Annotated in this window: 23 protein-coding genes; 14 read left to right on the plus strand and 9 right to left on the minus strand. The window is 63.5% G+C overall.

Going from position 1 to position 22737, the window contains the following annotated elements:
- The first annotated feature begins 3 nt into the window (after nt 1-3).
- Nucleotides 4-819 (plus strand): M48 family metallopeptidase, encoded by an 816-nt coding sequence (locus RBA41_RS23870; RefSeq protein WP_306626729.1) that lies wholly within the window; start codon nt 4-6, stop codon nt 817-819.
- A 468-nt stretch (nt 820-1287) separates the two neighbouring features.
- On the plus strand, nt 1288-1824 hold the full coding sequence (locus tag RBA41_RS23875) for a gluconokinase (protein WP_306626730.1): 537 nt from the start codon (nt 1288-1290) through the stop codon (nt 1822-1824).
- A 10-nt stretch (nt 1825-1834) separates the two neighbouring features.
- On the opposite strand, the gene RBA41_RS23880 is transcribed toward RBA41_RS23875, so the two are convergent.
- Nucleotides 1835-2302 carry a hypothetical protein gene (locus tag RBA41_RS23880; protein ID WP_306626731.1) on the minus strand — a complete coding sequence of 156 codons (468 nt, stop codon included), beginning with the start codon at nt 2300-2302 and terminating at the stop codon, nt 1835-1837.
- Nucleotides 2303-2572: 270 nt separating this feature from the next.
- On the opposite strand from RBA41_RS23880, the gene RBA41_RS23885 reads away from it, so the two are divergent.
- A complete protein-coding gene (locus tag RBA41_RS23885) occupies nt 2573-2893 on the plus strand; it encodes a hypothetical protein (protein WP_306626732.1) in 321 nt (106 codons plus the stop codon).
- A 19-nt stretch (nt 2894-2912) separates the two neighbouring features.
- Here the strand turns inward: RBA41_RS23885 and RBA41_RS23890 are convergent, their stop codons facing one another.
- The 5 genes from RBA41_RS23890 to RBA41_RS23910 form a co-directional block, all read right to left on the minus strand.
- On the minus strand, nt 2913-3827 hold the full coding sequence (locus RBA41_RS23890) for a hypothetical protein (RefSeq protein ID WP_306626733.1): 915 nt from the start codon (nt 3825-3827) through the stop codon (nt 2913-2915).
- A 39-nt stretch (nt 3828-3866) separates the two neighbouring features.
- Entirely contained in the window at nt 3867-4082 is a 216-nt protein-coding gene (locus RBA41_RS23895) for a hypothetical protein (RefSeq protein WP_306626734.1), read from the minus strand.
- A gap of 47 nt (nt 4083-4129) precedes the next feature.
- Nucleotides 4130-4546 carry a hypothetical protein gene (locus RBA41_RS23900; RefSeq protein WP_306626735.1) on the minus strand — a complete coding sequence of 139 codons (417 nt, stop codon included), beginning with the start codon at nt 4544-4546 and terminating at the stop codon, nt 4130-4132.
- Between the two features lie 76 nt (nt 4547-4622).
- Nucleotides 4623-6974 (minus strand): WG repeat-containing protein, encoded by a 2352-nt coding sequence (locus RBA41_RS23905; RefSeq protein WP_306626736.1) that lies wholly within the window; start codon nt 6972-6974, stop codon nt 4623-4625.
- A 155-nt stretch (nt 6975-7129) separates the two neighbouring features.
- On the minus strand, nt 7130-8023 hold the full coding sequence (locus tag RBA41_RS23910; protein ID WP_306626737.1) for a LysR family transcriptional regulator: 894 nt from the start codon (nt 8021-8023) through the stop codon (nt 7130-7132).
- A 103-nt stretch (nt 8024-8126) separates the two neighbouring features.
- On the opposite strand from RBA41_RS23910, the gene RBA41_RS23915 reads away from it, so the two are divergent.
- On the plus strand, nt 8127-9116 hold the full coding sequence (locus tag RBA41_RS23915) for an MBL fold metallo-hydrolase (protein ID WP_306626738.1): 990 nt from the start codon (nt 8127-8129) through the stop codon (nt 9114-9116).
- A 186-nt stretch (nt 9117-9302) separates the two neighbouring features.
- On the opposite strand, the gene RBA41_RS23920 is transcribed toward RBA41_RS23915, so the two are convergent.
- Complete coding sequence (locus tag RBA41_RS23920) at nt 9303-10517, minus strand: MFS transporter (protein WP_306626739.1); 1215 nt, start codon at nt 10515-10517, stop codon at nt 9303-9305.
- A 135-nt stretch (nt 10518-10652) separates the two neighbouring features.
- On the opposite strand from RBA41_RS23920, the gene RBA41_RS23925 reads away from it, so the two are divergent.
- From RBA41_RS23925 to RBA41_RS23960, 8 genes are all read left to right on the plus strand, one after another.
- A complete protein-coding gene (locus RBA41_RS23925) occupies nt 10653-11567 on the plus strand; it encodes a LysR family transcriptional regulator (protein WP_306626784.1) in 915 nt (304 codons plus the stop codon).
- A gap of 87 nt (nt 11568-11654) precedes the next feature.
- Nucleotides 11655-12875, plus strand: coding sequence for a hypothetical protein (locus RBA41_RS23930; protein ID WP_306626740.1), 1221 nt, complete (start codon nt 11655-11657; stop codon nt 12873-12875).
- 346 nt (nt 12876-13221) lie between these two features.
- Nucleotides 13222-14445, plus strand: a complete 1224-nt coding sequence (locus RBA41_RS23935; protein ID WP_306626741.1) for a XylR family transcriptional regulator — start codon at nt 13222-13224, stop codon at nt 14443-14445.
- Nucleotides 14445-15494 (plus strand): aldose epimerase family protein, encoded by a 1050-nt coding sequence (locus RBA41_RS23940; protein ID WP_306626742.1) that lies wholly within the window; start codon nt 14445-14447, stop codon nt 15492-15494. Before RBA41_RS23935 ends, RBA41_RS23940 begins: the two co-directional genes overlap by 1 nt.
- A gap of 494 nt (nt 15495-15988) precedes the next feature.
- Entirely contained in the window at nt 15989-16243 is a 255-nt protein-coding gene (locus RBA41_RS23945) for a hypothetical protein (RefSeq protein WP_306626743.1), read from the plus strand.
- 75 nt (nt 16244-16318) lie between these two features.
- Complete coding sequence (locus RBA41_RS23950) at nt 16319-16489, plus strand: hypothetical protein (RefSeq protein ID WP_306626744.1); 171 nt, start codon at nt 16319-16321, stop codon at nt 16487-16489.
- Nucleotides 16490-16500: 11 nt separating this feature from the next.
- Nucleotides 16501-16869, plus strand: coding sequence for a type II toxin-antitoxin system death-on-curing family toxin (locus tag RBA41_RS23955; RefSeq protein ID WP_306626745.1), 369 nt, complete (start codon nt 16501-16503; stop codon nt 16867-16869).
- A 130-nt stretch (nt 16870-16999) separates the two neighbouring features.
- A complete protein-coding gene (locus tag RBA41_RS23960) occupies nt 17000-17272 on the plus strand; it encodes a hypothetical protein (protein ID WP_306626746.1) in 273 nt (90 codons plus the stop codon).
- Between the two features lie 279 nt (nt 17273-17551).
- Here the strand turns inward: RBA41_RS23960 and RBA41_RS23965 are convergent, their stop codons facing one another.
- Nucleotides 17552-18073 (minus strand): hypothetical protein, encoded by a 522-nt coding sequence (locus RBA41_RS23965; protein WP_306626747.1) that lies wholly within the window; start codon nt 18071-18073, stop codon nt 17552-17554.
- Between the two features lie 471 nt (nt 18074-18544).
- Between RBA41_RS23965 and RBA41_RS23970 the strand changes: the two genes are divergently transcribed.
- Complete coding sequence (locus tag RBA41_RS23970) at nt 18545-19990, plus strand: pectate lyase family protein (protein WP_306626748.1); 1446 nt, start codon at nt 18545-18547, stop codon at nt 19988-19990.
- A gap of 55 nt (nt 19991-20045) precedes the next feature.
- On the plus strand, nt 20046-20648 hold the full coding sequence (locus tag RBA41_RS23975; protein ID WP_306626749.1) for a PEP-CTERM sorting domain-containing protein: 603 nt from the start codon (nt 20046-20048) through the stop codon (nt 20646-20648).
- 20 nt (nt 20649-20668) lie between these two features.
- Here the strand turns inward: RBA41_RS23975 and RBA41_RS23980 are convergent, their stop codons facing one another.
- Nucleotides 20669-22660 (minus strand): methyl-accepting chemotaxis protein, encoded by a 1992-nt coding sequence (locus RBA41_RS23980; RefSeq protein WP_306626750.1) that lies wholly within the window; start codon nt 22658-22660, stop codon nt 20669-20671.
- Between the last annotated feature and the right edge of the window lie 77 nt (nt 22661-22737).

A 22737-nucleotide genomic window follows, 5' to 3' on the forward strand; every position in this document is an offset into this window, starting at 1 on the left:
GCCATGAAATACCAGCCCTCGCTGCCCGACCATAACGATAATGTGTCGTACGAGCACCCCTTGAAGGACTTCATCGTCATCGCGGGCTGGCTGTTGGCGGGTACGCTCCTGATTTTCTGGCTGCTCGGGCTGGCCGTCGATGCCATGGTCGACCGCCTCAGCCACGAAAGCGAAGCGCGCCTGTACGCGCTGCTGCCGGCGCGGGCGATGGCAACGGCGCCCGCCGAGCAAGCGCAGCAGGTGCAGCTGCAGGCGCTGGTCGACAGCATGCGCACCTGCGCCGGCTTGCGCTTGCCGGCCACCATCACCTTGACCAAGTCGGACACGCCCAACGCGGCGGTCGTCCCGGGCGGCAATATCATCGTCTTCAGCGGTTTGCTGGAGCAGGTACGCTCGGAAAACGGACTGGCTTTCGTGCTCGCGCACGAGCTGGCGCACATCACCCAGCGCGACCATTTGCGGGCGATGGGACGCGGCATCGTGCTGTTCGGCTTATCGACGCTGCTGACAGGAAGCGACTCTGGTCTGAGCGACTTGCTGGCGCCCGTGAATCACCTGGGGCAGGCCAAGTATTCGCGCACGCGCGAAGCGGCCGCCGATGCCGCGGCCCTGCGCATCCTGAACTGCCGCTACGGCCATGCCGGCGGCGCCACCGAGCTGTTCGCCGCCCTGAAGGAGGAGGACGAGGCCTTCGCCGGTTTGTCCCACTACGCTGCCTCGCATCCGGCCATGCAGGACCGCATCGATACGCTTAACGCCGCCATCAAGGCAAACGGGATGAAGCTTGGCCCGGTGCTGCCCTTGCAGCTGGCACGCTGATTTGCTGCCCGAAAAGCACGCACGGGCAGATTTGCGTTTGAAAGCAAGGACTTAGCAGGCGGGCAGCAGGCTTGTTAACAAACTTATCCACAGTTTCTGTTTGCAAGTTGCATTCCCAACATTGTCTGTCTACACTGCCTTAAAAGCGCGCAGCCGCATTCTTTCCTTCATAAACAAGGACTTAGGGCGGGGAGGGCTGGCTTGTTAACAAACTTATCCACAGATTCTGTTTGCAACTTGCATCGACGCGGCAACTGTCCACACTGCCCGAAAAGCGCGCAGTGGCATTTTCCCCTTTAAAAGCAATGGCTTGGCGCTGTCGCACTGCGCTTGTTAACACACTTATCCACAGAATTTGTTTACAACTGTGGACATCACACGGGCGTTCTACAAAAGGTCTTTACAAATTCCGCCATTTCGCTAGACTTCGAGCTATATGTTAGCGCTAACTTTCATCTGGGCAGCAGAATGATTAATTCAGGCAGCAAGCACGGTAACGAGATTCGCTGGGTGGTGATGGGTGTGAGCGGCTGCGGCAAGAGCACGGTCGGGCAAGCCCTGGCGCATGAACTCGGTGTGCCTTTCGTGGAGGGTGATCAGTTTCATCCGGCCGCCAACGTCGCCAAGATGTCCGCCGGCATTGCTCTCGACGATAAGGACCGTGCCGGCTGGCTGGGTGCGCTGCAAGAGCAGATCCGCGACGCTTGCGAGCGCGGCGCCGGGCTGGTCGTATCCTGCTCGGCGCTCAAGCGGCGCTACCGCGACCTGCTGCGCGAAGGCGATCCGGCGCTGCGCTTCGCCCACCTGGACGGGTCGCGCGATCTGATCGCCGGGCGCATGCGCGCGCGCGCCGGTCACTACATGCCGCCGTCGCTGCTCGAGAGCCAGTTGCGCGACCTCGAACCGCTGCAGGCCGACGAAGCGGGCGTGGTCCTCGACATCGGCGTCGCGCCCGCCCGGCAGGTCGCGCACATTCTCGGACAAGGCGCCATCAGCGGCGCATGACGGCGCGCTATCAGTCGTCGCTCGCGCCGCGGATGCAGGTGATGTAGACCGTCTCCTTGTCTTCGCTGCCCACTTCGATCATGCCGCCGCCTTTGACGTTACGCTTATAGTCCGGCCCCTTGACCCTGGCGGCTTTGGCGACTTCTTTCAGCGACACGTTGCTGAACTTGGCGACATAGCCACCGCCGCCGTTGCCGTCATCTTCGGTCACACCGATCACCACGGTCCTGAGTCCGAAAATGCTCACGGGCGCCGGCAGGATAATGTTCTCGAAGCTGTTCGGATCCTTGACAAACGTCTTTACCGCATCCGTATAAACCAGTTTCCGTTTGCATTCGATGGCGGCGACCAGATTCGGCGCCGCGCTCTCGAGGTCGGCGAGTTCCTGCGGCGTAGCCTCGGGCAATTGCGCTTGCGCACTCGCGAAAACCGTGGTCAGGGCGACGGCGAGCAGGCTGCGGATCAGGGCGTGGTTCATACAGAATGGACTTTCAAGGTTGTTGAATTGAAATGGGTTACCTAAATTGCAATTCTACGTGCTTTTTCGTCACATGTGGTGATTGTCTTTACGTATCGGGGAAATCCGGAAACGCAGCTCGCGGACCAAGGTCGTGGACCAAGGTCGCGGACCAAGGTCGCGGACCAAGGTCGCGGACCAAGGTCGTGGACCAAGGTCGCGGACCAAGGTCGAGGACTTGCTGGCCGCTTGCCGGGTCATGTATCATTTTCGGACTTTGATGGGGACACGATGAAAACACTGACACTGCTGCCAATGATGTTTGCCCTTGCGGCCTGCGGAAAGCCTGCCGCACCGGAAAATCCGCTCGACGCCGCCGCCCGCCGCACCTGCATGAACACGATCGAGTCGCGCGCCATCAACAGCAAGTCGGTTTCCTATATCGGCGATGCACCGAGTCCCGTCACGCGCGGCGCCAACGGGCAGCTGGAGGTGTCGCTCAAATTCTCCGCCAAGAACGAAATGAATATCGCCTCGACCATGATCGCCCGTTGCGTGGTGAGCGCCGACGGCAAAACGCTGGTCGATATCGCAGTCAAGGACAGTCGCTAGAGGACGGCCGGAGCACGAGCTAGCGCCGTGCCGGACACGCCTGTTTTCCAAGCTGCTCGCCGAGCGCAAGCGCGCCGGCGAAATCGTCGGCCGACAACTCCTCGCCAAAACGGTCACGCAATTGTTCCTGCGTCACCGGCTTCTTGCGCGGTATGGCGGCGGCGATACTGTAGGCCATCGAGGTACGCAAGTCGCGCGCCGTGATCTGGCCGGCGTCGTACACGGTCGACAGCAGGGCCAGCGCAAAATGGTCGCACTGGTCGCCGGCCTGTTTCAGGTAGGCCAGCGCATCGTCTTTCCATTGCTTGACGATCGGGTCGTCGGGGTTTTGCGTCAGGTCCACGCTGCGCCCGTACGGGCCTTCCATGTACACATCGATCTGCGCAGCCTTGTTGCCGGAGCGCGCCGCCAGGTTCAGAAAGGCCAGCCGTTCCTGCACCTGGGCCGGGGAAATGCCCGCGCACAATGCGGTCAGTTCCATGCGCTCGGCCTGGAAGGCTGCCAGCTCGGCCGCATCGTTGTAGTCGGCCACCGGGTCCTCGTTGGCCGCGCACACCGATTCGGCCTGGTACACCTCGTAGGCGGCCCTGGCGTCGCCGCTGCGCGCGGCCGCGATGCGCGTGCCGATGTACTGCGCGATGCTCAAGCCGCCAAGCTCGATGACGCGGCCGTTGCGGCCATAGACCGGGGCCTTTTTCTGCGACAGCATGCCCGGCCCCGGACGCGCTGCGCCCGCCTCGGGCACGGATGAAAACCAGCGCGGCGCTGCGAGCGTGGCGGCGGCGGCAGGCCGGGGGGCCACGACGGGCGCTGGCGCTTGGCCGGCCAGCAGGCCTGTGGCGAGCCAGATGCCAAGGCCGGCGGCGCCAAGGGCGAGACAAATCAACAGGGGCAGGCGTGCATTCATCAGCTTACTCGACGATGGCAGCGCCATGCGGAATGCTCCGCACGGCGCCAGTGCAGGGTTGGTCGCTCAATCCCAGAGGTAGCAATAGTTCTGGCTGCGCGTCTTGCTGGCGCTGACCGAACCGGAGGACGCAATCACCTTGACCCAGCCGTTCGGCTCCGAAGTGGTCGGCACGTCGCCGCAGTTGCTGTGTACCCAGTGAATGCCGGTGCCGCTGGTGTATTTTTTACCGCACAGGCCGAGCCGTTGGTTGACCTTGATGGCAGCGAGCGATGGCGGCATGGTGGACGCGTTCCTGACATGGTCGACGACCGCCGACGGCACCCGGGTTAATCCGCCTTGGCGATGCAGGCGTTGGCCGTGCCGGGGTCCAGTTTCAACCCTGCCAGCAGTGTCTTTCGGGCGCACAGGCCGAGCGCGGAAATGGCATTCTCGGGCAGCATGCGCGGCCTGTTCTCCGGGGCGATCTGCGGATAGCAGGCGACGAGCGAGGCATCGACCGCCGCCAGGAACTGCGCGCGCGATACGCCGTAACACTGCAGCTTCTTCTCGCTCAGCGCCTCGCCCTTGGTCGCGCTGCGTGCCCGCATGAAGGCGAACATGGCGTCGGTATCGACCTTGCCTTGCGCATCGCGCTCAAGATTGGCCTGGTCGTTGGCGGCGGGTGGCGTCGCTGCGGCGAGCGCGGAGGCGCCGCCGGTCAGGGTTGCGGCGATGAACAGGGAACAGGTGAGGGCAGCGCGCATGGCATGCTTTCGTTAAAGTTGGATTGGGGCGCGCCAGTGCGCCGGTGCTGGCGCGCTGGCGAGCGCTTGGCCGAGGCTATGGTAAGTCTTGCGGTGTCGAGGGCGCCAGACTGCGTGCCAGCGCTTCAAGTTCCGGCGTGCGCAGCCACAGCGGAATGTCGGACAATGGCGCGCCTGCGCGCAGGGCGCGTTCGCTGGTGCCGGTGTCGAGCAGGGCGCCCCAGTACGCCGACACGCAGTTCTCATCCCAGCGCTCGGGGGCCCTGGAGCGGTGGGCGTCATGCCTGTTCCAGCGCTTGTCCCCGCCGTACAGCGAGCGGGCCAGCGCCAGGCCGTCCGCGCTCATGCAGACGCCGGGGATTTCGTGGGCGGAGTGGACGTTCTTGCGGATCAGCGCGTCGAGCCGTGCGGGCGTCTGGAAATGCGCGGGCAGGTAGGCCAGTGCGCCGGCATTGGCGTTGGTCGCAGCGTCGGCCAGTTCGGCGGTGATCTGTTCGTCGGCAAGCGCCAGGATGCCTTCGGCGGAGTCGGTGACCAGGGCCAGCAGGTCGAGACCATCGTCCTCGTGTGGTGCGGCCAGGCTGGCGCAGGCGTCGATCGCCAGTTCCAGCGTGTCGACGCTTGGTGCGCAGGTCAGCCACAGGTTGCCCCATTCGTCGCCGTCGCCGGTGTCGCCGGTCCAGCTCAGGCCGAGCCACAGGCGGTTCGTTTCAGGCGTGCCGGCATCGCCGCCGGGCAGCGGTTCGTTCAGGCGGAAAGGCCAGGCATCCGTCCATTCGTCGGCCGGCCGGCCTGCGAAGTCAGGGGCGTCGTCGCTCGGGCCGAATTGCACGGTCAGCCGCGCCGCCAGGTCCACATGGATGCGGCCGAGAAGGGCACGGCGCATCTCGTTGAGGAACGGGTAGTAGCCGTTTAATCCTTCGTCGAGGTAGAAGCGGGCGATGCGGCGCCGGGTGCGGACATATGTCGCGATCTGCGCGTCAAGATCGTCATCGTCATCGTCATCGTCATCGTCGTCGTCATCGTCGTCATCGGAATCGATATCGAGTTCGGGATCGCGCGCCAGCCGCTGCAGCTTTTGCCCGGTCTCCAGCAGCATCGCTTTGGCGAAGTCGATCAATTCCTCGGGCGACTTGAGTTCGTCGAACAGGGTCGCGGCCGGAGCGGCGAAGAAGGGAACGGGTACGCCAATCGCCCCGCTGACGGCGCCGGTCCACAGCAGGCGCGCCTGATCGTCGTAGAGCGCCGCGAACTGGCCATCCTGGCCTTGCTCGCGCCGCAGGCGGTACGCCACGCGGGCATCGCGGTCGAGCATCAGCAGGTCGTCGTCGTTGCCGATGAAGACGGCCAGCGGCGTGTTCGATTCGGTCTCCATGAACATGCCATCGCTCGATGTCATCGGTTCGATGGCGTTGGCCGGCGCCGGCGTGAATTGGCCGTCGGTGCGCACGATGCCCCACGCCGGCAGCAGGTCGGGCTGGCCGTGTTCGCGTTCCCAGGCGTTCGACGCGCGTCCGATGGCAAAACGGTGTTCGTTGAAGTCGGTGCCCCAGTCCATGTTGTTGGAAACGTGGAAGTAGCCGTCACGCGAAATGTACATGCGCTCGTCCTGCCGCACCACGCCGTCGACCATGTGCCCGGATAGATGCCGGGCGTCCTTGAAAACGTTCTTGCCGCTCGCGTCCAGATAGCCGTAGTCCATCGACCAGCCCTTGCCGCGTTCAATGCAAAACGCCAGGCCATCGGCATTGAATTCCTCCATCCAGTAGTAGCGCGGCCGCACCACCCACTTGCCCGTGGCGTCGATCAAGCCATGCGCATCGCTTTTCGTCGACGCAGGCGCCACGCCCTCATCGGAAAACTGAAGCGCGCGCTCGAATTGCGGTGCGATGGCCCATGCGCCCTGGCGGTCCAGGTAGCCGAACTTGTCGCGCGGGCCGGTGCTCGCTGCCGCCAGCCCGTTGGCGGTGAACGGCTTGGCAACGAAGAATTCGCCATCGAAGGCGAACTCCCCGCTGGCATCGATGTAGCGCCACGACTCTTGCGCGACCATGACCGCGGCCAGGCCGTGACGGAAGGGGCCCACGTTGGCCCAGCGCGGGGCGATTGCCGGCTTGCCGCTCAGGTGCATGTAACCCCACTGGCCGTTCTCGCAAAAGCGCGCCAGCGTGCCGTCGCCGAAGGCACGGGTGTCGTCCAGTCCGGGCGCGACCAGCCAGTCGCCGCGCGCGTTGATGTAGCCGCAGCGGCCGTTGGCTGCCCTGGCGGCGGCGATCAGGCCACCCTGGCCGTCGTCGGAAAAGGCGCCGATCACATTGACCAGCGCGGGCGACAGGGTGATCACCCGTCCCTCATGGATCATCAGCAGTTCGGAGGGCGCGTCTGCTGCGCGCAGATGGTTGCGGATCAGGATGGGTTGCGTCGGCATGGTGTCGGGGTCGTGTATGAAGAGTGCAAGCGTGCACCGGCGCGCTTGTCATTCATGCATTTTACCCGCGCGGCTTGATTCATCATCAAGATGATCGGCAGGGCAACGCCGGCGCCTTCTTTTCGCGGCAGGACCCGCGCCGGCGCAGAATGGGCTCAGGGCAGTTGCGCGCGCAGCCGTTCGATGGCGAAGTCGGCGAACTGGCGCACGCGCGGCGACAGGTGCAGCGCGTGCGGGTACACCACCTGCAGCGGTTCGCTGGGCGCGCTGTACTGCTTGAGCACGCGCACCAGGGAGCCATCGTCCAGATCCGCGCTCACATCCCACAAGGCTTTATAGAAGATGCCGCCGCCTTCGCGGGCAATGGCCTGGGCGGCGTCGCCGTCGTTGCAGAAGAAGGTGGGCGTGATGGCGGCCGTCACCGCTTTGCCGTCGCGCTCGAACACCCAGTGCCGGGTCGAGTCGGCGCGGTACACGATGCAGGCGTGCCGCACCAGGTCCTCGGGCGTGAGCGGCTCGCCGTGCCGTTCGATGTAGCCGGGCGAGGCGCACATGATGCGGTAACCGGTGGCGACGGGCCGCGCGATCATGCTCGAATCGTTCAGGTTGCCGAAGCGCAGGGCCACGTCGATGGCCGAGTCGACCAGATCGACGAAGGCGTCCTCGAGACTCAGTTCGATGCACAGGGCAGGATGCTGGCGCTGGAAGGCGGCCACGATGCCGCTCAGGTAACGGCGCCCGAAGCCGCGCGGCGCCGCCACCCGCAGCAGGCCGGCGATGCTGGTGCGGCTGTCGGTCATGTCGGCCTCGGCATCCTGCACCTCGGCCAGGATGCGGATGCAGCGCTGGTGGAAGCGCGCCCCCTCCTGCGTGAGCGATTGCTTGCGCGTGGTGCGGTTGAGCAGGCGCACGCCGAGCCGGTCTTCCAGCGCCGCCATGCGCTTGCTGACCACGGCCAGCGACAGGTCGAGTTCGCCTGCGGCATCGGTCATGCTGCCGGTGTGCACCACCCGGGCGAAAATATTGAGATCGAGAATGTTGTCGATCATCCGATTATCAACGCTGTGAAGATAGACATTGTATTTTTAGCCCATGTATCAATGAAAGTGAAATAAATATAATCGATCTCTTTAACACTTTCAAGGATGCACCATGAACAACACCGCCATGACCGGCTATCTCGCCGCCGCGTTCCTTGCGTTCGGCACGCTGGCGCCGCACGCGCTGGCCCAGACCGCACCAGTGAGCAGCATGGCGAAGGCCCAGGCTGGCTATTACCATTTCAAGGTGGGCAATGTGAACGTGACGGCCCTGTCCGATGGCACCCTGGCGATTCCGCCGGGCGATCTGCTGACCAACGTGGCGCCGGGGCAAGTGGCAGCACGCCTGGCGGCAACGTTTCAAGGCACCCATGTCCATGCTTCCGTGAACGCCTACCTGATCGAGAGCGGCGGCCGGCTGGTGCTGGTCGATACCGGCAGCGGCGAGCTGTACGGCCCGACGCTCAACAAACTGGTGGCTTCCCTGCAGGCGGTCGGCTACCAGCCGGGGCAGATCACCGACATCCTGATCACGCATATCCACACCGATCACACCGGTGGGCTGATGAATGGCAAGCGCATGGTGTTTCCCAACGCTACCTTGCACGTCGATGCGCGCGAGCTGGACTACTGGATGAGCGCCACCAACCGCGCCAGGGCGCCAGACAACAAACGCCAGCACTTCGACGAGGCGCTGATGAAGGTAAAACCGTATGTCGATGCCGGCAAGGTCAAGCCCTTCAACGGCGCCACGCAGCTTGTTCCCGGGCTGCGCTCCGTGCCGAGCTACGGCCACACGCCGGGGCACAGTTTTTACGTGCTCGAAAGCGGCGGCGAGAAACTGGTGTTCTGGGGCGATTTGCTGCACGTGGCCGAAGTGCAGATGCCGGACCCGGCGGTCACCATCGTGTTCGATGTCGACCCGACAGCCGCGGCTGCCGAGCGCAAGCGCGCGTTTGCCGAAGCGGCCAGGGAAAAATACTGGGTGGCGGGCGACCACATCGCCTTTCCGGGCGTGGGCCGCCTGCGCGCCGATGGCGACGGCTATCGCTGGGTACCGATGCCGTACATGAACGACCATGTTCCGGCAGCGGCCAAATGATCAGGGGAGGGAAGCTGGTGCCCGGTGTTGAGGCCACCGGACTAGCCTGTCGTCGCATGACTGAGGCGGCGTACACCTGCAGCGTAAGCGCTTGACGGCAGCGCGACGCGATCTGCATCTATCGCGCTAGCTCGCCTGCGCGCGAGGCTTGTGGTAGACAAATCGCGCCGGACTGCGCGCCACCGTTCATTTGCTGGGTTCAATTGCCGGGGCGGGCCGCAATTCCGACAGCCACAGGCCCAGTCCCAACGCCGGAAAAGCCATTCCGGCGAGCAACACGGCGTGCCAGCCATAGCTCGCGAATACCCAGCCGCCGAGCGCCGATCCGAGCGCACCGCCGGCGAAGAACAGCGCCAGGTAAATCGCGTTCAGGCGGCTGCGCACCTCGGGCGCCATGCCGAAAATGGCGCGCTGGCCGAGCACCAGACTGGCCGCCACGCCCATGTCCAGAATGATGGACGCCACCACCAGCACCGCCAGCGCCACGTCGCGCGATCCCGGAATCACCAGCGGCAGGGCAAAGGCAATCACGCCAAGCGACAGGGCGACACCGGTTGCCGGCAGGGTTTTCCCGGCATCGGCCAGGCAGCCGGCAATCGGCGAGGCGATGGCGCCGGCCATGCCGACCAGCGCAAAAATCGCGATGCCCGTCTGCGACAGTTGAAACTGCGGGCCGGACAGCATCATCGGTGTGACTGTCCAGAACAGGCTGAATGCACCGAACAGGCCGGCCTGGTAGGCGGCGCGGCGGCGCAGCAGCGGGGTGGTCTTGAACAGGGTCCACAACGAGCCGATCAGGCGCGCATACGGCAGCGTCGACTCCGGCACCCGCTGCGGCAGCTTGACGCGCAGCACGGCGGCCAGCACCAGGATCAGCACGGCGGCGCCGCCGAATACCACGTGCCAGTTGCTGGCATCGGCCACCAGGCTGGCCACCGGACGCGCCAGCATGATGCCCAGCAGCAGGCCGCTGACCACCTTGCCCACCACCTGGCCGCGCGTCGCTTCCGGCGACAGATGGGCGGCAAACGGCACCAGCACTTGCGCGGCGACCGAACCCAAACCGATGGCCAGCGCCGCCGCCAGGAACACCCAGCCGGCGGTGCTGAAGGCTGCGGTGAAGAGGGCGATGGCGGTCAGCAGCAGCGCGCCGAGCACCAGGCGGCGGTTTTCCAGCACATCGCCCAGCGGCACGATGAACAGCAGGCCGATGGTGTAGCCGATCTGGGTGAGGGTGACGATCAGGCCGGCGGCCCCGGCGGACAAGCCGGTGGCGCGGCTGATCGGCCCCACCAGCGTTTGCGCGTAATACAGATTGGCCACGATCAGGCCGGCGGCGACCGCCAGCAGCAGCACCATGCCGGACGACATGGCGCCTGCGTGTTCGGTGTTCGGTTTCATATTGCATCCTCAAAAATCAACTTGCGTTGAACTGAGGACATTGTAGACAAAACCGGTCAGGTGATTATATGCTCATAATGCACCTATACTTTTCACAATATGTGAACAATCGACCGGAGAATCCGCTTGGACAAGGTGAAAGCGATGCAGACATTCGTGCGGATCGTGGAGGCGAACAGCTTTTCGCGTGCGGCCGAAAGTCTGCGCCTGCCGCGCGCTTCGCTGACGGCAACGATGAAGAACCTGGAAGCCTTTTTCGGCCGCCAGCTGCTCCAGCGAACCACGCGCAAGCTCTCGCTCACGCCCGACGGCGCGCAATATTACGCCCACTGCATCGAAATCCTGGCTGCGATCGACGCTTCCGAGCAAGCGTTTTTCGGCGCCGGCTCGACCCGGCCCAAGGGCAAGCTGCGGATCGACCTGCCGTCGGCGGTGGCGCGGCACGTGATCCTGCCGCACATTGCCGCCTTTCATGAAGCCTATCCCGACGTCGAACTGGGCATCAGCATCACCGACCGCCTGGTTGACATGATTCGGGATGGCATCGATTGCGCGGTTCGGGTGGGGCAGTTGCAGGATTCCTCGATGATCGGGCGCCAGATTGGCGAGATGCGCTTTGTCACCTGCGCCGCGCCATCCTATCTGGCGCGCCATGGCGTGCCGCAGAGCATTGCAGATCTGCATGCGCATCGCAGCGTGGTGCATTTTTCCGCGCGCACGGGCCGGCCCTTCGACTGGGATTTCGTGGTGGGCGGCGCGGTGACAAGAATCGCCATCAGCGGCCCGATCGCGGTCAACGATGCCGGCGCCAACCTCATCTGCGCCCTGCAGGGGCTGGGGCTGACGCAGGCTGCCACCTACCAGGTCCGCAAGCACCTGGCCGACGGCTCGCTGGTGCAGGTGCTGGCGGACACGCCGCCGACGCCCATGCCGGTGTCGCTGCTGTACCCGCAGGGACGGATGGCGGCACCCAAGCTGGCCGCGTTTGCCGGCTGGCTGACGGCGCTGTTCGACAACGACCCCGATCTGGCGGTAGCCGGCCGGCCGTGATGGCTACGGTGTCGAGTGCAAGGCCAGGCGCTTTATTGATATATATCATGCAATAATGATTTTCTTAATACCTTTCAGATGGCAGCCATGATCCCGATCCTTCGTTCCTTCCGAATTCATCCCTTGTGCCTGGTTATTTCGGGCGTCTTGCTCAGTGCCTGCCACGGTTCGTCCGACAGCACACCCGCGCCCGTCACGCCACCGCCGCCTGAACTACCTGTCAGACTCCTGGGCGAAAGCATGGTGGGCAAGCAGTTCAGGCCGGGCGGTATCGCGGTCGATGCATCGGGCACCATTTACGTCGGCAACGGTTTGCCGTGGCAACTGCCGCCCTCGGGCATCATGGAGGCAACCATTGAGGTCGTGAAGATTTCGCAAACCGGTACGGTTTCTCCCTTCATCAATCGAACCAGCACCTATACCGGCGCGGGCGCTGCGGTGGCTCCGGGGCAGGTCGTTCAACTGGTCTTCAATTCCGCCAGCCAGACCCTGTATGCGCTCGACATGGGTACGGCCCCGTCCGATTCTATTGGCGTCATCCGTCCGATCAGCGCCGCTGGCGTGGTCGGCACGATCCGCCTGGCGGATACGCCGACCCATGCGAATTACAGCCCGGTGCCCACCACCATCGCGCAGCGTCCGGTCGCGCTGGCAATCGGCCCGGACGGTGCGCTTCATGCCTACGGGACCGGCTACCATGCCCCGTCCAGCACCCCCACCGTTGGCTCGTACAGCGTGAGCTTCAATGGCTGGCAGACCGTCAATCCCGACGGCAGCGGGCGGGTTGTGTATTCGCAGGAATCGGGCCACTCGACGCCCGGCAGGTTCGACCCGCGTGGCCCATTTACTTATACGTATCCCGCCGATCTTGGCGCGACAGCGGGACGGCTGGGCCGTAACGATGGCGGCCTGGCCATCGACAGCGCGGGCAATGGCTACATCGCCGACACGGCCCGCCATGCCATCATCAAGGTCACCCCGACCGGAAGCGCCAGCATTTTTGCCGGCGCCGTGACGGAGGCGGGCAGCGCCGACGGCACCGGTACTGCTGCACGCTTCAATCAGCCGACCCAGTTAGTGGTGGACAAGGCCGCCAATGTGTTCGTGCTCGACCGCGGCAATGCGACCGTTCGCAGAATCACGCCCGCCGGCGTGGTCACGACGGTCCTGGGCGTGGCCGGGCAAGCGCAGACCAAAACCGGCGAGTTGCCCGGTGGGCTGGGAGCGCCGATGGGCCTGGCGATGGATGCGGATGGCCGTTTGTATGTGACGGTGGACAAGGGGGTCGTGCGCGCCAAACTGCCATAGGCGTCCTGGCAAAGCGCCGGCATGGGGACTGAGGCTGCGCGCGGGTGCCCGAAGTGCGCAGTTTCCCGCCCCGCAAGCGGCAAGCGCTTGCGCTTCCCATCCCATCCCATCCCATCCCGCGAACCATGCGGCGCGCTATGCGACGCGCTGCCTTCACCGAGAATCGCTACGCCGCTTGGTGATTTTCATAATTGAAACTCCGTTCCGTTGCTTGCAGAATGAGCCGCAGCCCCGCCATACCGTCCAGTTCATTGATACTAAAGCAATTAGTTTTAGTTATACAATAAATAAAGGAAGCGCTCCCGATAAAGAGGTGCGCCAGCGGGGCCAAAGGAGACAATCCACCATGTTGATGCCAAAATCGCATCGAATCGCATTGCTGTTTAACGCAAACAAGATTTTCGATCGTGAAGTTATTGAAGGAATCGCCGCCTATCTGTCGAGCACGCGCAGCTCGTGGGACCTGTTCCTGGAAGAGGACTTCCGCCTGCGCCTGCCCGGCATCGAAGACTGGCAGGGCGATGGCGTGATCGCCGATTTCGACGACCCGGCGGTCGCCGCCGCCCTCGCGCGCAGCCGCATTCCGGTGGTTGCCGTGGGCGGCTCCTACGAAAACGTCAACGCCTACCCGGCCGGCGTGCCCTACGTGGCCACCGACAATTTCAAGCTGATCAAACTGGCTTACGAACACCTGATCGAAGCCGGCCTGCGCCACTTCGCCCTGTTCAGCCTGCCCGAAGCGCAGGAAAACCGCTGGGCCCAGGAACGCGAAAACGCGTTCCGCAGCCTGATGCGGCGCGACCGCATGGAAGCCGAAGTCTTCCGCGGCCAAGGCACCAGCGCGCCGTCGTGGGACGAAGCGGTTCAGCAGCAGATCAACTGGCTGCACAGCCTGCCCAAACCGTGCGGCATCATTGCCGTGACCGACGCCAGGGCGCGCCAGCTGATGCAGGCCTGCATGATCGCCGGCATCGAAGTGCCCGAACAGGTGGCCCTGATCGGCATCGACAACGACCCGCTGGCGCGCATGCTCACCCGTATTCCGCTCAGCTCGGTGATCCAGGGCGCGCAGGAAATGGGCCGCGCCGCCGCCCATTTGCTCGACCAGATGCTGCACGGCGCGCGCCTGGCCGATACGCGCATCCTGGTGCCGCCGGCCGGCATCAACGTGCTGGCGTCGAGCAAGCACGAACCGGCCAAGCACCCGCACGTGATGCGCGCGCGCCACTTCATCCGCCAGTACGCCTGCCAGGGCATCAAGACCGGGCAGGTGGCCGATTACGTCGGCATTTCGCGCTCGTCGCTGGAATCGTATTTCCGCCAGGAGCTCGGCTGCAGCGTGCACGACGAAATCCTGCGCTTTCGCCTGGACACGGCGATTGCCATCCTCGGGCGCGGCGACTGCAACCTGGCCAACGTGGCGCTCAGCTGCGGCTTCACGTCGAGCCAGTACATGCACTCGGTGTTCAAGCGCGAGCTTGGCTGCACCCCGCGCGCCTACCAGGACCAGGCCCTGCAAGGCCAGGCCGAGCCGGCGCCGGATCCCCAATTTCAACATGCAGATTCGTAATGACGACCAACCAATTCCTTGCCACACCTGCGCTGCGCGCCGCAGACCAGCTGTTCACCCTGCGCAACGCCAACGACATGCGCCTGACCATCAGCGAGCGCGGGGCGGCGCTGGTGTCGTGGTGGGCGCCGGACCGGTATGGCAAGGTGGCCGACGTGCTGCTCGGCTATCGCGACGCGCACGGCTATGCCGATAACAGCGCCTATTTCGGCGCCGTCATCGGACGCTGGGCCAACCGCATCGCGCAGGGCCGCTTCATGCTCGACGGCGCGCCGGTGCAGGCGGCAGTGAACGACCGCGGCAACCATCTGCACGGCGGCGACGATGGCTTTCACAAGGCGCGCTGGAAACTGAGCGCATCGAACGAGGGCGTGTCGCTGCGCCTTAGCTCGCCCGACGGCGATGGCGGCTTTCCCGGCAAGCTCGACGTGCAGGTGCATTACCGTCTCGACGACGAAGGCCGCCTGACGATCGAGTTCGAGGCGGTGTCGGACGCGCCGACACCGGTCAACCTGACCGCGCATCCGTATTTCAACCTGAATGGCGGCAGCGCCGACGTGGGCGACCACATGCTGCAGATCGATGCCGATTTCTATCTCGAGACCGACCCTGGCGGCATTCCGGTCGGGGTGGCGGCGGTGGGCGGCACGCCGTTCGACTTCCGCCAGCCGGCCGCGATCGGGCCGCGCCTGGGCTGGCCGGATGCGCAGATTCGCCTGGCGGGCGGCTTCGATCACTGTTACTGCATCAAGCCGCATGCGATGGGCAGGGCAGGGCCGCTGCGCGAGGTGGCGCGGGTGGTCGACCCGGGATCGGGGCGGCGCCTGCAGGTGTCGACCACCGAGCCGGGATTGCAGTTCTACAGCGGCAACTGGCTCGATGGCGTGCAGGGCAGGGCGGAACGGCCGTACGCGCGGCACGACGGGTTTTGCCTGGAAGCGCACGCGTATCCGGATCAGTTGAACGGGCAGTGCGCGTCGGCGGTGATTTTGAGGCCGGGGCAGGTGTACAGGCAGACCACGGTGTACAGGTTGTCGCTGCAGTCCTAGCCAGGCGCGGAGGCTGTTGCGGAGCATCTCCATCAACGCCGTTGCCCGCTCTTCGGGTATCTCCCCCTGGCGTAGCTGTGTCCATGCCCATAGCCGCAAGGTGCCACCATGATCGCGGCGTACCGGGCGCACCACTGGCCGGCATGACCGTGAGCGGGCTTTCCGAGGACTGAGGCTGGGCCTTTGTTAAGCTTGAAAAAGAGCCCATCACCGGACTCACTCTGAATGCAGCGTTTTTTTAATCCTATTCAGAGTCAGCATGGTACAAGCCGCAGTTCTAAAGCCAGGGAAGTATCGACTTACTCCGCGTCACAGAAGCCACTAGCTGCGCTCCCACGAGTGATGTTCTTTTCCTACTCTTGGGCATTCATACTGGCGTGCGCGTGTCAGAAATTGCACAGATCGAGGTGGCTTGGACATGCTGAGCTTGATCACATTGACCCATACCTAGAGGTAGATAAAAAGAAACTCAGACAAGCGTTCATGAATGTTTTATGATGGTACACATTGTGTACGTTTACGGTGCTATGAAAGAACTATCGCAACAAGAATTGCTGCTGGCCCTCAAAAACGCACTTGATGTGACGTGGGATGAGGTCGCAGCGCATACAGGCATCGCGCCACGTGCGTTGAAAAGTTACCGACTCCCAGTATCGTCCACTGGGTATCGTGGCATGGACAAGTTTGTCCGCGATGTCGCTGAAAAGGCGCTTTTCGAAACAAAAAACAAGCATGGAATAACGGCTTGAAATGGTACACGTTATGTGCCGCACTGATTCACATGGCAGCGGTGTCGTACGCTGCGTAGCTAAAGGGAAAGAATTATGGACAAATCGGAAATCAGTAAAGTGGTTCAGCTCTCAAAGCGGCCCGGGAAGCTGGCCCCTGCATCCATGAGTCTGTCCGGTCCAGCAGGCAAGCGTGTCGTTGTTAGCGCAGCAAAGCGCGTCATCAAGACGCATAGCGACGTGATTAAGGCATTAGCCAAGCGGTGATCGACGCAGCAATGGTCATCGAAATCCACGACCTTATTTTGAGCGCCGAGCCAGGTTTAGTTGGTGGACACGGCGAAGGACCTGTTGAGGGCGCATTAGCGCGGGTGGAAAATCGTATTCATTATGATGGCCTCGATGACATTTTTGAAATTGCTGCCATGTACGCGGTAGCCATCGCGCGCGGTCACGTTTTCAACGATGCTAACAAACGGACCGCGTTAGTCACTGCGCTGACATACTTGTCCCTGCAGGGCGTCGAACTTGCCCGCGAACCATTTCTGGAAGAAATCATGGTCTGGGTTGCCAACGGCGAACTTGACGTAGAGGACCTGTCCCTCGTTCTCTACTCGATTGCCAAGAACGATGGATTAGTGGACTAAGGAAAAATGGACGGGCCACATATTGTCGTGCACCTGGAACAGCCCTTGTCTGCCTATCGTCATTTGGTTATACACATCTCCAGCGCCGGCTAACGAAGCCCATACGACATTCGACGGCGGCACTTTTGACATGGTCAACGATGCCGAGATCCTGCGCGTGCTTGCGTGCACGGGGATACAACTGCTGACAGTCAACCCACTGCTCGCTTCCCCGCAGAAGCATCTTCTCACGATTACGCACACGGGCGATCCAGGCAAACTTCAGTTCATTGAGCATCCTAAACCAAGTGCCGCGAAAGCCAGCGGCTGGATCAAAAGTGAAGCCAGCACTGCAAGGAGAATCTTCCCGGGTTCTGATCGCGCGTGTCAGCTTTCCGAATGCTCTCACTGGTATTGTTTCTGAGCATCAAGACATCATATGGCGCACCGCGCATGGCATGACGGGGCCGCATCGATCGACCCGGGTCCGTAACATGCCTGCAGGTGCCATTGGCTATATCCACAGCATCAGTAACGTGTGTATCGCGGTAAGCCGATCGGATCCAAGGACCGGTACGATAGAACTGGTCGGTAACGTTGGGCATGTCAACTCCGGCATGCACACTTTTTGACAGGCATTCGAGCGTTTTGATGGCCGACAGACTGCTCATCGCAGCGTCGGTCTCGATCGGAAGTCGCCGACTCATATCGCGGATGAAGTCGGAACGCGTTTTACATTCGGCAGCGCTTCGTTCTGAAGCCATACGATGAATTTCTTCATGTCTGCTTCTCCACCGCGTCGCATCAGCCTCACTTTAATCACCCGTAATAAACCCTGCTCGCTATAGCCATGCAGTCCGGTGCCGGGAATGGCTGCGTAATCGGCGCCCAGCAGGCGTTGTTCGCGCTCGCTGACGGCGGGTGAAACGATCGCCCGGACATCTTCCTCCACGATCCAGACCATGCCGTCCACCAGGCACAAGCGGATCTGCGCGCCGTAGTACGCGTAATAGCGGCCGTTCCATTTTTCGGATGCCGAGCGGCGCGCGGCGCGTCTGATCGCCGATGCGATATCGATGATGTCCGCAGCAAAATGCAGGCACCCGCCCACACACCAAAAAATCAATATAAGCGGCAACATCGCGCCGAAAAAGCCGCTCAACGGCATGGCGAACAGCCAGCCGAGCGTGAAGTAGCAGACGAATCGAATCGAGAGATGAGGCATGGCGCGTGCTTGCCGTCGTTGCGGCATTGTCAAATGGTCGGAGTCATTGTTTTTCACCGGGCCAGACAGCGATCCGCAGCCCGAAAACTACACATCATACAACTTGCTGATTGTTTAATCATCTTATCCAGCGTAGTATGAAGCCGTCGCTGCCGTGACGACCCCGCTTGGGGCTGCCGGCGCCGATCCTGACCAGCGCGAACCCGGCTCCCCGCCTTCCTCGCAACGGCGACAGGTACGCGAGGTACCTGTCTCAGTCATCGCTGTTGGATGCTGAAAGCTGTTCCCTACCCACCCAGCTGGACCCGATCGACCGTGAAGCGCTGCGGCTTGCCGCGACGTTGTTCACGCCGATAGGGCATTGCCGCAGGCAAGGCGCCAGCGCGCGGGCAGGGATTGTCATGCGAGGCGCAACGAAGCGTTCAACAAAAGAACGCGCGCCATTTTTTATTTTCTTCATTGGAGACAACCATGAAAACCACCTTACTCGCCGTCAGCGTCATGCTGGCATCCACCGCGCAGGCGGCCCCTCTCGACGCCAGCACTTTTGTTGGCGCCAGCACCCCCCTGCAAACGGCCCTGTACGGCATGCGCAACTACTCGGCGCCGGTGCTGGTGAACGGCAAGCACGACCCCGCCAGCTACATGGCCGCGCCCAGGCTGCCGGCGTGGCAGTTCGCCCAGGTCGACCCGACCGGCGGCGTGCCCACCTTCGAGCGCCAGAGCGCGCCGGCGACCGGCTGGCATACCTGGTCGCGCAAGGGCAAGGTGGTGGTCACGGGCGGCAGCGCGGCCCGCTCCGACCGCGTCTACACCGTGTTCAACGGCCAGCAACTGGTGGCCGCCATCAAGGAAGCCGGCAACGAACCGAAGATCATCCGCGTGGTCGGCCACATCGACTTGCGCTGGAGCCAGAACAACACGGTGTTCAAGGAATACACCAGCTACGCCGACCAGAAATACGGCGGCTCGATCAACCTGCCGTCGAACACGACCCTGGTGGGCATCAACGACGCCCAGGGCCGGCCGGCGCGCATGACGGGCACCGCGCTGCTGATCGGCGGCGAACTGGCGCTGGCGCCGGGCGGCGATCCGGAAGCCGATTTCAAGAAGTGGATCAAGGACGGCAAGGATGGCGAGGAGTATCCGACCTGGACCCGCAACATCATTGTGCGCAACCTGGTGATCGACACGCCGTGGGATGTCAATCCCGAGGACGGGGGCAATGCCTACGCCGACGGCATCACCGTCTCGCGCGGACAGAACATTTTCCTCGATCACCTGAGCGTGAGCGATGGCGACACGCCCGAGTCGCTCGCCACTGGCACGTACAAAACGCGCCACGACGGCGCGCTCGACGTGGTGCGCGGCAGCGACTACGTCACCATCGCCAACAGCTATTTCGCCAATCACCACAAGACTACGCTGGTCGGCAATGGCGACGGCGGCCGCGCCTGGAGCGACGAGGGGCGCCTGCACGTGACGTTTTCGGGCAACTGGTGGAGTTCGGTGGCGGCGCGCCTGCCGCTCAACCGCTACGGCCAGGTACACATGTTCAACAATCTCATCACCGGCAATGTGATGACCAAGGAGACCGACGTCAAGTTCGAAAGCGGCACCGATGCGCGCTACCGCTCGAACATGCTGGTCGAAAATAGCTACTACAACATTACCGGCCTCAAGCTGTCCGAGTTCTGCGGCAAGGCCATCAAGGGCAAGGGCTTCATCGGCTTCCGCTCGTCCGGCCACATCTTTACCAGCGACCGCGCCGGCACCAATGCGGTCGACGGCCAGTGCGGCATGGCGCGCCCGGACGCGGCCAATCTGTGGACGCCACCGTATCTGTACGCCTTGCAGACGGCGAGCTCGACCCTGCTCGCGGTACCTGCCCAGTCCGGCGCCGGCAAGCTCAAGTAATCAATAACCACCCATCCACGATCTGGAGATCACCATGTTTTTTGAGCGATTGCGTATGATTTTCGTTTTTCTTCTCGCGCTGGGCGTGGCGCCCGGGGTGGCGCAAGCGGCCCTGGTGGCCGACACGGGCACGCCGTCGAACGCCGTCGGCGCGGGCTGGGCTTTTAACAGCGGCCACAGCTACGCCGGCCGGTTTTCCCTGCTGTCCGACCTGACGATCAACAGCATCGAAGGCTACTTCAGCACCGATGCCGGCGAGGTCGGCATCAGCCTGTTCAGCAATCGCGCTGATGGCGAGGGCGGCTTCATTCCGGGCAGCGCGCTGCGCTCGGCAAGCTTCGCCACCGGCATTGGCGAGGCGGCATGGCACGGAGCGGCGGGCCTGAACTGGGCGGTGGAGCAGGGCAGTTACTGGGTCGTGTTCACTTCGACCTATGGCAGCGAGAGCCAGGCCAGCATGCCGGGCTCGGCCGCCACTCCACTGGGCGGCTACGCGCTTGAGCAAGGTGGCCAGTGGCATGATGCCGCCGGCCTGGGGCTCGATCAGGGCTTGCGCGTGGACGCCAGCGCCATGGCCGTGCCCGAGCCCGGCAGCATGGCGCTGTTCGGGCTCGGATTGGCCGTGCTCGGCATGATGAGCCGGCGCAAGCGGGCTTGATGAGCGTATGGCCGAGTGCTTCAGGGCTGCCTGGCTGGGGCGCGCGTCAGGCGCCGGGCAGGGGGGCTCGGCGGCAACGCCGCCAGTTTGCCCCCCTCATACAGCTTGAAGCCGCCGACGATCTGCTCCAGGTTGGCTGCCTGCTGCTGCAGGGACTGCGCCGCTGCTGCCGCCTGTTCGACCAGGGCGGCGTTCTGCTGGGTGGTGTCGTCCAGTTCGGTGATTGCCCGGTTGACCTGGCCGATGCCCAGATTCTGCTCGGCGCTGGCGCCCATGATGGCGCCGATGATGCCGGCCACCTTGTCGGTGCTGGCGACGATCCGCTGCATCGTGGTGCCGGCTTCGGCCACCAGCGCGGCGCCCTTGTCGACGCCGGCCACCGATTCGCCGATCAGCGCGTTGATTTCCTTGGCCGCCGCGGCCGAGCGCTGCGCCAGATTACGTACTTCGGAGGCCACCACGGCAAAGCCGCGCCCCTGCTCGCCGGCGCGGGCCGCCTCCACGGCCGCGTTCAGCGCCAGGATATTGGTCTGGAAGGCGATGCCGTCGATGACGCTGATGATGTCGACAATCTTGCGCGACGATTGCTCGATCGAGCCCATGGTGGTCACCACGCTGGAAACGATGTTGCCGCCCTGCGCGGCCACGGTGGACGCCTCCAGCGCCAACCGGTTGGCCTGGCTGGCGTTGTCCTCGTTGTTCTTGACGGTGCTGGTGAGCTCCTCCATCGAGGCCGCCGTCTCTTCGAGCGAGCTGGCCTGCGCCTCGGTGCGCGAGGACAGGTCCTGGTTGCCGGCCGCGATCTCGCGCGAAGCCAGCGCGATCGACTGGGTGCTCATGCCGATTTGCTGGAGCATGCTCTGCAAGCGCGCGATGAAGGCGTTGAAGCTGCTCGAGACGGCGTCGAATTCCATCCCGCCGCCGGGCGGCAGGCGGCGCGTCAGGTCGGCGTCGCCGGCCGACAGGTCGTCGATATTGCCCTTCAAAACGTCGAGGCGGCGCATGACCATGCGGATGCCCAGGACGATCAATACCAGCATGGCGATGGCGACCGGAATCTGCACCATGCCGAGCGTGTGCAGGATGCGGTCGCTCTGTTGACTGAGCAGATGATTCGGCAGGCTGGTGGCCAGTACCCACGGACTGCCCGCAATGGTGGCGATAAACAGGGTGTGGCCGGTGCCGTCGCTGCTGTACTCCGATTCCAGCGCGGCTTTGTCGCCCAGCTGCGGCAGCACCTTGACCAGCTGGGCCGCCAGCGGCGAGCTGGGGGCCAGGTCGCTGATGTTCTTGAGCACGATCTCGCTCTTGATATAGCTGCTGTTGCTGACGATCTTGCCGTCGTGTTCAAGAATCAGGATCTGGCCGTGCACGGCCGCCTCCATGTCCGCCACCAGACGGTTGAAGAAGCCCAGCGTGACGTCGACAGTGGAGACGCCGAACAGTTCATTGTCCTTGTAAATGGCCATGGCGCAGTTGGTGCGCGGCTGCGCGCTGGCATCGTCCTTGTAAGCCTTGGCCCAGGCGCAGTGGCCTTTGGGCGCCTTGGCGCCGCCTTGCCACCAGGCTTGCTCGAAATACTTGAGCGACTCGGGCGTATTCCAGTGGGTGTTGACCTGCAGCTTGCCGGCCGCGTCGCGGGCGTAGAAGGTGCTGAATTTCTCTTTTTCCGGATCGCGCTTTTTCGGTACGGGCCAGATGCCGCCGCCGAACACGTTCGCATCGCCGTACTGGTCGACCAGGCCCGGGAGCAGGGTGTCGATCGCGGCGCTGTCCATCAGCGCCACGGTCTGGGTGATGGCGCGCTGTTGCGCCTCGACCTGCTTGAGTTGCTGGGTGATCTTGATGGCAATGTTGTTGACATCATGGCCGATCAGTTGACCTTCGGCGCGTTTCAGCTCCGGCGTGATGAACAGCGCGATGGCCGCCACCGTAATGATCAGCAAGCCAACAAAAATGGCGGAAAACAGTGCGATGAAGCGCGATTGGCTGGAGCGGAAATAGTCTTTCAAGGCGGGCCTCTGGAGTGGATTGACTGCTGGTGTCGTCGCCGGCAACGCGAGGGAAGAGTCGAGCATCGCCCCTCGCG

This window comes from Massilia scottii, from assembly GCF_030846495.1.
GTDB classification, from domain to species: Bacteria; Pseudomonadota; Gammaproteobacteria; order Burkholderiales; family Burkholderiaceae_D; genus Telluria_A; species Telluria_A violaceinigra.